General features: G+C 68.6%; 11 protein-coding genes. 2 read left to right on the top strand and 9 right to left on the bottom strand.

Going from position 1 to position 13,840, the window contains the following annotated elements; genetic code table 11:
• Window position 1: 1 nt before the first annotated feature.
• The gene (locus PE066_RS01540; RefSeq protein ID WP_271234807.1) at window positions 2-826 is read right to left on the bottom strand and encodes a GNAT family N-acetyltransferase; all 825 of its coding nucleotides are present in this window, start codon (window positions 824-826) and stop codon (window positions 2-4) included.
• Window positions 827-1,411: 585 nt separating this feature from the next.
• On the opposite strand from PE066_RS01540, the gene PE066_RS01545 reads away from it, so the two are divergent.
• Window positions 1,412-2,602 carry a hypothetical protein gene (locus tag PE066_RS01545; RefSeq protein ID WP_271234808.1) on the top strand — a complete coding sequence of 397 codons (1,191 nt, stop codon included), beginning with the start codon at window positions 1,412-1,414 and terminating at the stop codon, window positions 2,600-2,602.
• 42 nt (window positions 2,603-2,644) lie between these two features.
• On the opposite strand, the gene glmM is transcribed toward PE066_RS01545, so the two are convergent.
• The 4 genes from glmM to PE066_RS01565 form a co-directional block, all read right to left on the bottom strand.
• Entirely contained in the window at window positions 2,645-3,979 is a 1,335-nt protein-coding gene (gene glmM, locus PE066_RS01550; RefSeq protein ID WP_271234809.1) for a phosphoglucosamine mutase, read from the bottom strand.
• Between the two features lie 35 nt (window positions 3,980-4,014).
• Entirely contained in the window at window positions 4,015-4,836 is an 822-nt protein-coding gene (gene folP, locus PE066_RS01555) for a dihydropteroate synthase (RefSeq protein ID WP_271234810.1), read from the bottom strand.
• A 109-nt stretch (window positions 4,837-4,945) separates the two neighbouring features.
• Window positions 4,946-6,859 carry an ATP-dependent zinc metalloprotease FtsH gene (gene ftsH / locus PE066_RS01560; RefSeq protein ID WP_271234811.1) on the bottom strand — a complete coding sequence of 638 codons (1,914 nt, stop codon included), beginning with the start codon at window positions 6,857-6,859 and terminating at the stop codon, window positions 4,946-4,948.
• A 157-nt stretch (window positions 6,860-7,016) separates the two neighbouring features.
• Entirely contained in the window at window positions 7,017-7,679 is a 663-nt protein-coding gene (locus tag PE066_RS01565; protein WP_271234812.1) for an RlmE family RNA methyltransferase, read from the bottom strand.
• Between the two features lie 36 nt (window positions 7,680-7,715).
• Between PE066_RS01565 and PE066_RS01570 the strand changes: the two genes are divergently transcribed.
• A complete protein-coding gene (locus PE066_RS01570) occupies window positions 7,716-8,186 on the top strand; it encodes a YhbY family RNA-binding protein (protein WP_271234813.1) in 471 nt (156 codons plus the stop codon).
• 102 nt (window positions 8,187-8,288) lie between these two features.
• Here the strand turns inward: PE066_RS01570 and PE066_RS01575 are convergent, their stop codons facing one another.
• The 4 genes from PE066_RS01575 to carA form a co-directional block, all read right to left on the bottom strand.
• Complete coding sequence (locus PE066_RS01575) at window positions 8,289-8,735, bottom strand: DUF4149 domain-containing protein (RefSeq protein WP_271234814.1); 447 nt, start codon at window positions 8,733-8,735, stop codon at window positions 8,289-8,291.
• 5 nt (window positions 8,736-8,740) lie between these two features.
• Window positions 8,741-9,217 carry a transcription elongation factor GreA gene (gene greA / locus PE066_RS01580; RefSeq protein WP_271234815.1) on the bottom strand — a complete coding sequence of 159 codons (477 nt, stop codon included), beginning with the start codon at window positions 9,215-9,217 and terminating at the stop codon, window positions 8,741-8,743.
• A 143-nt stretch (window positions 9,218-9,360) separates the two neighbouring features.
• Window positions 9,361-12,612 (bottom strand): carbamoyl-phosphate synthase large subunit, encoded by a 3,252-nt coding sequence (carB, locus tag PE066_RS01585; protein ID WP_271234816.1) that lies wholly within the window; start codon window positions 12,610-12,612, stop codon window positions 9,361-9,363.
• A 3-nt stretch (window positions 12,613-12,615) separates the two neighbouring features.
• Window positions 12,616-13,785 (bottom strand): glutamine-hydrolyzing carbamoyl-phosphate synthase small subunit, encoded by a 1,170-nt coding sequence (gene carA / locus PE066_RS01590; RefSeq protein WP_271234817.1) that lies wholly within the window; start codon window positions 13,783-13,785, stop codon window positions 12,616-12,618.
• Between the last annotated feature and the right edge of the window lie 55 nt (window positions 13,786-13,840).

A 13,840-nucleotide genomic window follows, 5' to 3' on the forward strand; every position in this document is an offset into this window, starting at 1 on the left:
TTCAGTTGCCCAGGAAGTGCTTGCGGTAGCGCGCCGGCAGGTCGGCGATGCGCATCAGCATCGGCAGGTCGGCGCAGTTGAAGTCGGGATCCCAGGCCGGCGGCCCCAGCACCTTGGCGCCCAGGCGCAGGTAACCGCGGATCAGGGCCGGCGGGTCCACCGGCAGGCTGCCGTCCAGGCGCTCGACCGGCAGCGGCAGGCGCGGGCGCACGTGGTATTCGATCGGTGCCAGGTGGGTCTGGCGCAGCTGGTTCCAGATGCTGGCCGCCACGTCGCCGCTGACCACGCCGTTGTGCAGCATCGGGATGCTGGCGCAGCCCACCATGGTGTCCAGCTTGTTGCGCACCATGAATTCGGCCAGAGCACCCCACAAGGCCATGATCACGCCGCCATGGCGGTGCTCGGGATGCACGCAGCTGCGGCCCAGTTCGACCATGCGCTCGCGCAGGCTGCGCAGCCGGGTCAGGTCGAACTCGGTGTCGCTGTAGGTGCTGCCGATGCGCCGCGCCTGGGCCGGGGTCAGCACGCGGTAGGTGCCGACCACTTCGCCGCTGGCCTCGTCCCGCACCAGCAGGTGCTCGCAGTAGTCGTCGAACAGGTCGACGTCATGGCCGGGCTCCCGGGTGTCCAGCCGGGCCCCCATTTCACCGGCAAAGACCCGGAACCTCAGTCGCTGGGCTTGCCGGACTTCGTCCTGGTGCCGCGCCCAGCCCACCGAAATCGCCCCCTGCCGGCCCGCCATCGGCTGCGGATCCGGGCAATGAAGCGACCCCCTGGGCAAAGTAGCCGGCGACAGCGGCAAGGTGGGGCTGGGCAGCTCGTTCACGGCAATCCTCTCCTGCTGGAATGGCTGCAGTGTGCGAAGGCAGGATGACTGCGTCGTGGCAGTTGCGCGGCAGTTCGATGACGTTGCGCGGCCGCCTCAGGCGGCGGGACCGCGGCTGGTGTTGAGCAGCACGCAGCCAGGCGCCGAGCGAATCAGCCGGATGACAGGCCTTTTCAGCCCGCCTGAATGGCCTGCGCCAGTTGCTGCGCCCTCTTCCGGCGGCAAACCAGGTGCGCCGCCGATGTCCTGCTCGCCGTCGAGTGGCATCGCGCCTCTGCGCGATGCTCGGGACACTGCCGAGATACGGTTTCCCGTCATCCGAATTCATCTCAGTTCGTGAATGGGTGGCTTGACACCTGGGCCCCCCGATACATTGGGAGAAACATCTTTCTCCTTCCATGGAGCCCAGCATTTCCCCAGCCGGCCTGCCGCAAGGCCCTGCTCGGAAACACCCTTGGTGTCCAGGTACGTCGCTGCGGGGGAAAACCGGAAGGAATGGGGCCAACCTCGGCGCGTTCAGGCTCCCTCCTTCTCCCAGTCGCTGGTGCCAAGGGTCCTGCGGATCACCACCCAAGGAGTAGTTGCATGCTGCCTCTGCCCGCCTCGTTCCCGCGCTTCCATGGCCCCCGGCAACAACGCGACCGCAGCGAAAGCCGGCTTGCCTGGCGGCTTCGCGCCGGCGACCTGGTGAAGGTGCGAAGTCGGGAGGAAATCCTCGCGACCCTGGACGAGAACGGCCGCCTGGACGGCATGCCCTTCATGCCGGAAATGCTGGCGTACTGCGGGACGACGCAGCGAGTCTTCAAGCGCGCCCACAAGTCCTGCGACACGATCTACCAGCGCGGGAACCGGAAGATCGAACGGACCGTCCTGCTGGAGACGCGCTGCGACGGAAGCGCCCATGGCGGCTGCGATGCAGCCTGTGCGCTCTTCTGGAAGGAAGCCTGGCTCGAACCCGTCTCGGCGCCCGCGTCGACGCAAGTGCCAAGGAACGCATCTGTCACCAGGCGCGTGCCGGGGTGCACCCTGGAGCAGATGGCCGCAGCCACGCAGCAGGGCTCGGATCCGGAGAAAGGTCCGCGCTACGCCTGCCAGGCCACGGAGTTCCTGAACTTCACCCAGCCCCTGAATCGCTTCGACCTGCGCCAGTACATCGAGGACTACCGCTCGGGAAACGTCAGCCTGATGACGATGCTCCACGGCGCGGTGTACCGCGTGGGAGCGTTCATCGTGCGGCGCGTGGAGCGCATCGGCCGGCATGTCGGGCTGGGCGATGCACTGGCGAGGCCGCTGATGGCCGCCTACGATGCCCTGCAGAAGGTGCTGCCCGGCGGCGTGCCCTTCCCCCGGCGCAGGGGATCCATCCCGACAGGCCAGCCGACGCCCCATGTCGGCATTGGCCAACTCGGCCCCGGCAGCCGGGTGCGCGCCAGAACCTACCCCGAAATCCTGGCCACGCTCGACGGCAACAACAAGACCCGCGGGCTGTACTTCGACGCCGAGCACGTTCCATACTGCGGCAAGGAGTTCACCGTTCGATCGCTCGTGAACCAGATCGTCGATGAGCGCACGGGGTTCATGATCCGCTTCCAGTCCCCGTCGATCATTCTCCGGAACGCCCATTGCCAGGGGTCGCGCAGCGACGGTCGCCTGTTCTGTCCGCGTTCGATCTACCCCTACTGGCGTGCTGCGTGGCTGACACCCGTGGAGCAGCCCGACGCGCACGGTTCCTCAGGCGACCAGGGCCGATGCGCGGCGAACTCGCCTGAGCGCTGAACCGGAACCGGCCTCCCCCGCGGCACGGGACGACGCAGACCTTCAGCCGGCCTGGATGGCCTGCGCCAGCTGCTGCGCGCCCTCCTTCGCGACCGCCGCATCCTGCGCCTCGACCATCACCCGCACCACCGGCTCGGTGCCGCTGGGACGGATCAGGATGCGGCCGCGTCCCTCCAGGCGCTGCTCCAGCGCCTGATGCGCGGCCGGCAGGCCGCGGCTGCCCTTCCAGTCCTGGCCGGGCTGCAGGCGGACGTTGACCAGGGTCTGCGGGTACAGGTCCACCCCTTCGAGCAGTTGCGCCAGCGACCGGCCGCTGCGGGCGCAGGCCTTGAGCACCTGCAGCGCGCTGACCAGGCCATCGCCGGTGGTGTGCTTGTCCAGCGCCAGCAGGTGGCCGGAGCCTTCGCCACCGAGCAGCCAGCCGCGCTTGTCCAGCTCCTCCAGCACGTAGCGGTCGCCGACCTTGGCGCGCACGAACTCGACGTCGCGCGCGCGCAGCGCGACCTCCACCGCCATGTTGGTCATCAGCGTGCCGACCACGCCGGGCACCCGCTCGCCGCGCGCCAGCCGCTCGGCGACCATCACGTAGAGCAGCTCGTCGCCGTTGTACAGGCGCCCGCTGGCGTCCACCAGCTGCAGCCGGTCGGCGTCGCCATCGAGCGCGATGCCGAAGTCGGCGCGGTGTTCGCGCACCGCCTGGACCAGCGCGTCCGGGTGGGTGGCGCCGCACTCGCGGTTGATGTTCAGGCCGTCCGGCGCGCAGCCGATGCAGTGCACCTCGGCGCCGAGTTCGTGGAACACCTTGGGGGCGATGTGGTAGGCGGCGCCGTGGGCCGCATCGACCACGATGGTCAGGCCCTTGAGCGTGAGGTCGCTGGCGAAGGTGCTCTTGCAGAACTCGATGTAGCGGCCTGCCGCGTCGTCGAGCCGGCGGGCCTTGCCCAGGTGGGCCGAATCGGCCCAGACCGGCGCTTCCTGCAGGGTGGCCTCGACGTCCAGCTCCCACTGGTCGGGCAGCTTGGCGCCCTGCGCGCTGAAGAACTTGATGCCGTTGTCGCCGAACGGGTTGTGGCTGGCGCTGATCACCGTGCCCAGGCTGGCGCGCTGGGCGCGCGTGAGGTAGGCCACGCCGGGCGTCGGCAGCGGCCCGAGCAGGACCACGTCGACGCCGGCGGAGTTGAAGCCCGACTCCAGCGCGCTCTCCAGCATGTAGCCGGAAATGCGGGTGTCCTTGCCGATCAGCACCGTCGGGCGCGCCTCGGATCGCTTCAGGACCCGGCCGACGGCATGGGCCAGGCGCAGCACGAAATCGGGCGTGATGGGCGCCTGCCCGACGGTGCCACGGATGCCGTCGGTGCCGAAATACTGCCTGTTCATGAGGTGGGTCTCCCTTCCTGCCCGGTTTGTTGTTCCTACGCGCTCGCTGCCCAGACCTTGAGCGCCGACACCGTCTCGCGCACGTCGTGCACCCGCACGATGCGCGCGCCGCGCTCCACCGACAGCAGCGCCGCGGCCACGCTGGGCACCATGCGCTCGTCCACCGCCAGGCCGGTGACCTGGCCGAGCGAGGACTTGCGCGACCAGCCGGCCAGCAGCGGGTAGCCATCGGCCAGCAGCTCGTGCTGCCGCGCCAGCAAGGCGAAATTCTGCTGCACCGTCTTGCCGAAGCCGATGCCGGGATCCCAGACGATGCGGTCGCGGGCCACGCCACGGTCCTGCAGGGCGCGGCTTTGCGCCCGCAGCAGGGCGACCACCGGCGGCACGGCATCGCCTGCCATGGGGGCCTGCTGCATGGTGCGCGGCTCGCCGTGCATGTGCATCAGGCAGACGCCGCAGGCCGGGTGCGCGGCCACCGCGTCCAGCGCGCCCGGCTGGCGCAGCGCGGCAATGTCGTTGACGATGTCGGCCCCGAGGTCCAGCGCCCGGCGCATGACCTCGGCCTTGTAGGTGTCGACGGAAACCGGCACGCCGAGCCGGACCGCGCCCTCGATCACCGGCAGCACGCGCTGGAGTTCCTCCTCCAGCGACACCGGCGGGGTGCCGGGCCGGGTGGATTCGCCGCCGATGTCCAGCATGTCGGCCCCGTTGGCCAGCAGGCGCTCGGCATGCTGCAGGGCCGCGTGCGCGCCGAGGTAGCGGCCGCCGTCGGAAAACGAGTCGGGCGTGGCATTGACGATGCCCATCACCTGCGGGCGCGACAGGTCGATGCGGAAGCGGGAGGTCTGCCAGTGCATGGGCTGGAATTGTGCGCCTGCGCCAGCCACGAAAAAGGCCCGAACGGGCCTTTTCACGTGGGACGACGAAACGGCCGGCCCTGCTTCGCAGCAGTGCGCGGCCTTGCCGTCAGGCGGCCGTGGGCGCCGGGTTGTCGGCGCCGACCGGGGCGCCGCCCGAGCCGCCGCCGGAGGACGGCGTGCGCGGCGTGAAGTCCTTGGGCGGGCGCGGGTCCTTGCCGGCCATGATGTCGTCGAGCTGTTCGCCGTCGATGGTCTCCCACTCGAGCAGCGCCTTGGCCATGGCGTGCATCTTGTCCTGGTTGTCCTCGATCAGCTTGCGCGCCAGGGCGTACTGGTCGTCGATGATGCGGCGCACCTCGGCGTCGACCTTCTGCATGGTCTGCTCGCTGATGTTGGTGGTCTTGGTGACCGAGCGGCCGAGGAACACCTCGCCCTCGTTCTCCGCGTAGACCATCGGGCCGAGCGCGTCGGACATGCCGTAGCGCATCACCATGTCGCGCGCCAGGTGGGTGGCCCGCTCGAAGTCGTTGGAAGCGCCGGTGGTCATCTGCTTCATGAACACCTCTTCCGCGATGCGGCCGCCGAACAGCATGCTGATCTGGTGCAGCATGTACTCGCGGTCGTAGCTGTAGCGGTCCTGCGCGGGCAGGCTCATGGTCACGCCCAGCGCGCGGCCGCGCGGGATGATGGTGACCTTGTGCACCGGGTCGCACTTGGGCAGCAGCTTGCCGATCAGGGCGTGGCCGGACTCGTGGTAGGCCGTGTTGCGGCGCTCCTCCTCGGGCATGACCATGCTCTTGCGCTCGGGACCCATCAGGATCTTGTCCTTGGCCTTCTCGAAGTCCTGCATCTCGACCACGCGCGCATTGCGGCGGGCGGCCATCAGCGCGGCTTCGTTGCACAGGTTGGCCAGATCGGCGCCCGACATGCCCGGGGTGCCGCGCGCGATGATCTCGGCGCGCACGTCCTGGCCGATCGGGATCTTGCGCATGTGCACGTTCAGGATCTGCTCGCGGCCGCGGATGTCGGGCAGCTGCACGTAGACCTGGCGGTCGAAGCGGCCCGGGCGCAGCAGGGCGGCGTCCAGGATGTCCGGTCGGTTGGTGGCCGCGATCACGATGACGCCGAGGTTGGTCTCGAAGCCGTCCATCTCGACCAGCATCTGGTTGAGGGTCTGCTCGCGCTCGTCGTTGCCGCCGCCCAGGCCGGCGCCGCGCTGGCGGCCGACCGCGTCGATCTCGTCGATGAAGATGATGCACGGCGCGTTCTTCTTGGCGTTCTCGAACATGTCGCGCACGCGGGCCGCGCCGACTCCGACGAACATCTCGACGAAGTCGGAGCCGGAGATGGAGAAGAACGGCACCTTGGCCTCGCCGGCGATGCCCTTGGCCAGCAGCGTCTTGCCGGTGCCCGGCGGGCCGACCAGCAGCAGGCCGCGCGGGATGCGCCCGCCCAGCTTCTGGAACTTCTGCGGGTCCTTCAGGAAGTCGACGACTTCCTTGACCTCCTCTTTCGCTTCGTCACACCCGGCAACATCGGCGAAGGTCACCTGGTTGTTGTTCTCGTCGAGCATGCGCGCCTTGCTCTTGCCGAACGAGAAGGCCCCGCCCTTGCCTCCGCCCTGCATCTGGCGCATGAAGTAGATCCAGACCCCGATCAGCAGCAGCATCGGGCCCCAGCTCACGAGCAGCGTCATGAGCAGCGAACCTTCCTCGCGCGGCTTGACGTCGAACTTGACGCCGTTGCTGATCAGGTCGCCGACCAGTCCGCGGTCCAGGTAGGTGGCCGTGGTGCGGATCTTGCGGTCATCGGTGGTGATGGCGACGATCTCGCTGCCGCCAGGGCTTTCCTGGATGACCGCGTTCTTGATGCGCTTGGCCCGCACTTCCTCCAGGAAGTCCGAGTAGCCCATCACGCTGGCGCCGGCGGCCCCGCGCGTGTCGAACTGCTTGAACACCGTGAACAGCACGAGCGCAATGACGAGCCAGACGGCGATTTTCGAGAACCACTGATTGTTCAACTCGGGACTCCGGGGCAGGCGTGCCGATGCGGCACCTCAGGCAGATGCGCCCCATTCTAGGGGTTTCAAGTCGTGGAACCCTGCCATGGGACAAGGACCGTGACCGACAAAAGGGTGACAGGCGGTAGCGGACGCCGCACCGGGCGTCCGCCGCCGGTCAGGCCGGGCTTTTCAGGCCGATGCCGACGATGAACGTCTCGGACGACCGGTCGCGCGAGGCCTTGGGTTTCAGAGGCTTGACGACCCGGAAGGTTTCCTTGAACAGCTTCACCAGCTGGCTGTAGCCGCTGCCGTGGAACACCTTGACGACCAGGGCGCCCTCCGGCTTGAGGTGGCCGCGGGCGAATTCCACCGCCAGCTCCACCAGGAGGCTGATGCGGGCGGCGTCGACCGACTCGATGCCGGACAGGTTGGGCGCCATGTCCGAGACCACCACGTCGGCCTTGCGGCCGGCCACGGCCTGCTGCAGGCGAGCCAGCACGTCGTCCTCGCGGAAGTCGCCCTGCAGGAAGGTGACGCCCTCGACCGGCTCCATCGGCAGGATGTCCAGCGCGATGATGGTGCCGGCCAGCTCGCCCACCGCCGCCCCCTGCGGCGACAGCTTGCGGCGCACGTACTGGCTCCAGGCGCCGGGCGCCGAGCCCAGGTCCACCACCAGCTGGCCGGGCCGGATCAGGCCGAGCGCCTCGTCGATCTCCTTGAGCTTGTAGGCGGCGCGGGCGCGGTAGCCCTCCTTCTGCGCCAGCTTGACGTAAGGATCGTTGACGTGGTCGTTCAGCCAGGCCTTGTTGACCTTGCCGCTCTTGGTCTTGACTTTCACTCGGGCGCCTTCGGGGAGGGCGGGATAATAGCTGCCATGCCCGCCCTCGAATTGTCCATCGCCGAACGAAAGGCCCACCGGGCCGAAGCCCACCACCTCGATCCGGTGGTGATGATCGGCCAGGAGGGCCTGACGCCCGCCGTACTGAAAGAATCCGACGCCGCCCTCAACGCCCACGGCCTGATCAAGGTCCGCGTGCAGGGCGACGACCGCGAGCAGCGCGAGGCCATCTACCGGCAGCTGGCCGACGACCTCGGCGCCGCGCCGATCCAGCACATCGGCAAGCTGCTGGTGCTGTGGCGGCCGCAGCCGCCGAAGGAGAAAGTGGTCGACGAAGACCGCAAGCCCGGGCCGCGCGACTTCAAGGTCCTCAAGTACAGCTCGCGCGGCGGCCAGCGCCCCGAGGTCAAGACCCTGCGCGTGCTGGGCAACCAGCGGCTGACCGCGGGCGGCCAGGTCAAGCGGGCCAAGCCGAAGCAGAAGTCGGTGAAGAAGGGGCGCGTCTGACTGTCATCCGCCGCGCAGGCGGAGGATCCGGCGCAACGAGCCTCTGGTGCTCATGCGCCGCGCTGCGTGGATTCCCGCCTCCGCGGGAATGACCAGGCACCGCTACCGGCTGTTCCCGCACGCATTTCGATCGGCCGCCGCGCCGGTCACCCGCCACAACACCACCAGCGCACACACCCACTGCAGCACGTAGGCCGCGCTGCCGGCCGCGTGCCACAGGCGCAGGTTCTCGCGGGCCATGATGCGCGGGGCGATGGCGAACTCGAGCAGCAGGGCCAGCAGCATGCCGGCCAGCACGAACGGCAGCGCGCCGCTGGCGGCGTCCATGCGCGGCGCACGGCCCTTCTCGCGCGAGGCCAGCAGCAGTACCACGCCGCAGGCCACGCCGATCCAGGCCTGGGCGGAAAACAGCCTGGCCGCGGTCTGGCCGGCCAGCGCCGGGGTGGGCAGGTGTGCGAACAGCAGCGGCACGGCCATGAAGCCGATGGCGCCCAGGCTGCCCCACCACAGGGCCGCCGCCAGCACCGCCACCCGCTGCCGCCCGTTCATCGGAATCAGAGGTAGTTGACGCCGACGATCTCGTAGCGCTTGAGGCCGCCGGGCGCCTGCACTTCGGCCGTGTCGCCCTCTTCCTTGCCGATCAGCGCGCGGGCGATCGGGCTGGAGATGTTGATCAGGCCTTCCTTCAGGTCGGCCTCGTCCTCGCCCACGATCTGGTACTTCACGGTGTCGCCGGAGTCCTCTTCCTCCAGTTCCACGGTGGCGCCGAACACCACCTTGCCGCCGGCGTCCAGTTCCGCCGGGTCGATGACCTGGGCCGCCGCCAGCTTGCCTTCCAGCTCGCGGATGCGGCCTTCGATGAACCCCTGGCGGTCCTTGGCCGCGTCGTACTCGGCGTTCTCCGACAGGTCGCCCTGCGCCCGCGCCTCGGCGATCGCGTTGATCACCGCCGGGCGCTGCACCGTCTTGAGCTGGTGCAGTTCGGCCTTGAGCTTCTCGGCGCCGCGCCGGGTGATGGGGATGGTGGCCATGTCTCGTCTTGCCCTGTTTCGCAAACCAAAAGGAAAACCGCCGACCGTTGCCGACCGGCGGTGAGTTGATGGGACGAATTATGCCGAAAAGCGGGACGATCAGCGCCGGCCGGGATCGATGCCCGGCTGCGGCGCCGCTCGCCTCAGGCCAGCTGCGCGTGCAGCTCCTGCACCGAATGCACGTGCAGGTCGTCCACGTACTTCATGCCCTCGACGGCCGCCTCGGCGCCCCAGATCGTGGTGAAGGTGGTGACGCGGGCCTGCAGCGAGGAGGTGCGGATGGCGCGCGAGTCGGCGATCGCGTTGCGGCGCTCCTCGACGGTGTTGATCACCATGCAGATCTCGTTGTTCTTGATCATGTCCACCACGTGCGGACGGCCCTCGGCGACCTTGTTGACGGTCTGGCAAGGGATGCCGGCGGCGCCGATCGCCGCCGCCGTGCCCTTGGTGGCCACCAGCTCGAAGCCCATGGCGGCCAGCTGGCGCGCGATGTCCACGGCACGCGGCTTGTCGCTGTTCTTCACCGTGAGGAACACCTTCTTCGCGGCGTCGGTGGGCCGCGGCAGCCGGGTGCCGGCGCCCAGCTGGCTCTTGACGAAGGCTTCGCCGAAGGTCTTGCCCACGCCCATCACCTCGCCGGTGGACTTCATCTCGGGGCCGAGGATGGTGTCCACGCCGGGGAACTTGACGAACGGGAACACCGCTTCCTTGACGCTGAAGTACGGCGGCGTGACCTCGCCCCGGATGCCCTGCTGGTCGAGCGACTGGCCGACCATGCAGCGCGCCGCCACCTTGGCCAGCTGGATGCCGGTGGCCTTGCTGACGAAGGGCACGGTGCGCGAGGCACGCGGGTTGACCTCCAGCACGTAGATCACGTCGCCCGCCTCGCTCTCCTGGATGGCGAACTGCACGTTCATCAGGCCGACCACGTTCAGCGCCTTGGCCATGGCGGCGGTCTGGCGCTTGATCTCGTCGACCGTCGCCTTCGACAGCGAGTACGGCGGCAGCGAGCAGGCCGAGTCGCCCGAGTGCACGCCGGCCTGCTCGATGTGCTCCATCACGCCGCCGATGAAGGTGCGCTGGCCGTCCGACAGGCAGTCGACGTCGCACTCGGTGGCGTCGTTGAGGAAGCGGTCCAGCAGCACCGGCGAGTCGTTGGAGACCTTGACCGCCTCGCGCATGTAGCGCTCCAGGTCGCGCTGCTCGTGCACGATCTCCATGGCGCGGCCGCCCAGCACGTAGCTCGGGCGCACCACCAGCGGGTAGCCCAGCGCCTGGGCCTTCTCCAGCGCCTCGGCCTCGGTGCGGGCGGTGGCGTTGGGCGGCTGGCGCAGGCCCAGCTCGTTGAGCAGCTGCTGGAAGCGCTCGCGGTCCTCGGCCGCGTCGATCATGTCGGGGCTGGTGCCGATGATCGGCACGCCCTCGGCCTCCAGGCCCAGCGCCAGCTTCAGCGGCGTCTGGCCGCCGTACTGCACGATCACGCCGGTGGGCTTTTCCTTGTCGACGATCTCCAGCACGTCTTCCAGCGTCAGCGGCTCGAAGTACAGGCGGTCGGAGGTGTCGTAGTCGGTCGAGACGGTCTCCGGGTTGCAGTTGACCATGATGGTCTCGTAGCCGTCCTCGCGCAGGGCCAGCGCCGCGTGCACGCAGCAGTAGTCGAACTCGATGCCCTGGCCGATGCGGTTGGGCCCGCCGCCCAGCACCATGATCTTCTTGCGGTTCGTCGGCTCGGCCTCGCACTCGTCCTCGTAGGTCGAGTACATGTAGGCGGTGTCGGTGGCGAACTCGGCCGCGCAGGTGTCGACCCGCTTGTAGACCGGGCGCACGTTCAACTGCTTGCGCCGCTCGCGCACGGCCTTGTCGGTGGTCTTGAGCAGCTTGGCCAGGCGCCGGTCGGAAAAGCCCTTGCGCTTGAGCAGGCGCAGCTGCTGCTCGTCCAGCGAGGCCAGCGCGCCCTCGCCCCTGGCCTCGGCGAGCCGGTCCAGTTCGAGCTCGATCTTGACGATCTCCTCGATCTGCGCCAGGAACCACTTGTCGATCTTCGTGAGGTCCTGGACCTCCTCCAGGCTCCAGCCGGCGGCGAAGGCGTCGCCCACGTACCAGATGCGCTCGGGGCCGGGCTCGCCCAGCTCCTTTTCCAGGACCTCGCGGTCCTGGGTCTTCTCGTTCATGCCGTCGACGCCGACCTCCAGCCCGCGCAGCGCCTTCTGGAACGACTCCTGGAAGGTGCGGCCCATGGCCATGACCTCGCCCACCGACTTCATCTGGGTGGTCAGGCGGTCGTCGGCCTGCGGGAACTTCTCGAACGCGAAGCGCGGGATCTTGGTGACCACGTAGTCGATGGTCGGCTCGAAGCTGGCCGGGGTGGCGCCGCCGGTGATCTCGTTGCGCAGCTCGTCGAGCGTGTAGCCCACGGCCAGCTTGGCCGCCACCTTGGCGATCGGGAAGCCCGTGGCCTTGGACGCCAGCGCCGAGGAGCGCGACACCCGCGGGTTCATCTCGATCACGATCATGCGGCCGTCGTCCGGGTTGACCGCGAACTGCACGTTGGAGCCGCCCGTGTCGACGCCGATCTCGCGCAGCACCGCCAGCGAGGCGTTGCGCATGATCTGGTATTCCTTGTCGGTCAGCGTCTGGGCGGGTGCCACGGTGATCGAGTCGCCGGTGTGCACGCCCATCGGATCGAGGTTCTCGATCGAGCAGACGATGATGCAGTTGTCCGCCTTGTCGCGGACCACCTCCATCTCGAACTCCTTCCAGCCGAGCAGCGACTCCTCGATCAGCAGCTCGTTGGTCGGCGAGGCTTCCAGGCCGCGCTTGCAGATGACCTCGAATTCCTCCGGGTTGTAGGCGATGCCGCCGCCCGTGCCGCCGAGCGTGAAGCTGGGACGGATCACGGTGGGGAAGCCCACGACCTTCTGCACCGCCCAGGCTTCGTCCATCGAATGGGCGATTCCCGAGCGCGCCGAACCGAGGCCGATCTTCGTCATGGCCTCCTTGAACTTAAGCCGGTCCTCGGCCTTGTCGATGGCTTCGGGCGTGGCGCCGATCAGCTCCACGCCGTGCTTGTCCAGCACGCCGTTGCGCCACAGGTCGAGCGCGCAGTTCAGCGCGGTCTGGCCGCCCATGGTGGGCAGGATGGCGTCGGGCTTTTCCTTGGCGATGATCTTCTCGACCGTCTGCCAGGTGATCGGCTCGATGTAGGTGACGTCGGCCGTGGCCGGGTCGGTCATGATCGTCGCCGGGTTGGAGTTGATCAGGATGACCTTGTAGCCCTCCTCGCGCAGCGCCTTGCAGGCCTGCACGCCGGAGTAGTCGAACTCGCAGGCCTGGCCGATGACGATGGGGCCGGCGCCGATGATGAGGATGGAGCGGATGTCTGAACGCTTGGGCATGTCTTACTTCTTCTTCTCGTCCATCAGCCGGGTGAACTTGTCAAACAGGTAGTCGATGTCTTGCGGGCCGGGCGAGGCTTCGGGGTGGCCCTGGAAACTGAATGCGGGCCGGTCGGTGCGCTCCAGCCCCTGCAGCGTGCCGTCGAACAGCGACACGTGGGTCGGGCGCATGTTGGCCGGCAGCGTCTGATCGTCCACCGTGAAGCCGTGGTTCTGGCTGGTGATGGAGACGCGGCCGGTCGCGAGGTCCTTGACCGGGTGGTTGGCGCCGTGGTGGCCGAACTTCATCTTGTAGGTCTTGGCGCCCGAGGCCAGCGCCATGATCTGGTGGCCCAGGCAGATGCCGAAGGTGGGATAGCCGGCGTCGATCAGCTCGCGCGTGGACTCGATCGCGTAGTCGCAGGGCTGCGGATCGCCCGGGCCGTTGGACAGGAACACGCCATCGGGCTCCAGCTTCCGGACCTCGGCGGCCGGGGTCTTGGCCGGAACCACCGTGACCTTGCAGCCGCGCTCGGCCAGCATGCGCAGGATGTTCTTCTTGACGCCGTAGTCGAAGGCGACCACGTGGTACTTCGGCTGCGCCAGTTGCCCGTAGCCGGCGCCCAGCTCCCATTCGGTCTGGTCCCAGCCATAGGGCTTGTCGGCGCTGACCACCTGGGCCAGGTCCTGCCCGTTCATGTCCGGCGCCTGGCGCGCCAGCGCCACCGCCTTGTCGACGATCTCCGGCGTGATCTCCTGGCCCGGCTCCAGCGCCATCAGGCAGCCGTTCTGCGCGCCCTTGGTGCGCAGCAGGCGGGTGAGCTTGCGGGTGTCGATGTCGGCGATGCCGACCGTGTTCTCGCGCTGCAGGTAATCCGACAGCGTGAGGCTGGTGCGGAAGTTGGACGCGGCCAGCGGCAGGTCGCGGATGACGAGGCCGGCGGCGTGCACGCGGGCGGCTTCGACGTCCTCTTCGTTGACGCCGTAGTTGCCGATGTGCGGATACGTCAGGGTGACGATCTGCCGCGCGTAGCTGGGGTCGGTGAGGATTTCCTGGTAGCCGGTGATGGCCGTGTTGAACACGACCTCGCCGGTGGCGGCGCCGGCGGCGCCGATGGAAGTGCCAGGAAAGACCGTGCCGTCAGCGAGCGCCAGGAGGGCGGCAGGGCGAGCTCCCTGTTGAGACAAAAGCACTGGGTTCTCCGGATGGTGACGGTACGCCCAAACACAACCGCAAGCGCACTCGCGG

The organism is Ramlibacter tataouinensis (assembly GCF_027941915.1).
Classification (GTDB): Bacteria; Pseudomonadota; Gammaproteobacteria; order Burkholderiales; family Burkholderiaceae_C; genus Ramlibacter; species Ramlibacter tataouinensis_C.

Coding starts and splice junctions, on each gene's coding strand:
- greA (WP_271234815.1), bottom strand. CDS start 9,217: ATGGCCACCATCCCCATCACCCGGCGCGGCGCCGAGAAGCTCAAGGCC.
- carB (WP_271234816.1), bottom strand. CDS start 12,612: ATGCCCAAGCGTTCAGACATCCGCTCCATCCTCATCATCGGCGCCGGC.
- PE066_RS01570 (WP_271234813.1), top strand. CDS start 7,716: ATGCCCGCCCTCGAATTGTCCATCGCCGAACGAAAGGCCCACCGGGCC.
- folP (WP_271234810.1), bottom strand. CDS start 4,836: ATGCACTGGCAGACCTCCCGCTTCCGCATCGACCTGTCGCGCCCGCAG.
- PE066_RS01545 (WP_271234808.1), top strand. CDS start 1,412: ATGCTGCCTCTGCCCGCCTCGTTCCCGCGCTTCCATGGCCCCCGGCAA.
- PE066_RS01575 (WP_271234814.1), bottom strand. CDS start 8,735: ATGAACGGGCGGCAGCGGGTGGCGGTGCTGGCGGCGGCCCTGTGGTGG.
- glmM (WP_271234809.1), bottom strand. CDS start 3,979: ATGAACAGGCAGTATTTCGGCACCGACGGCATCCGTGGCACCGTCGGG.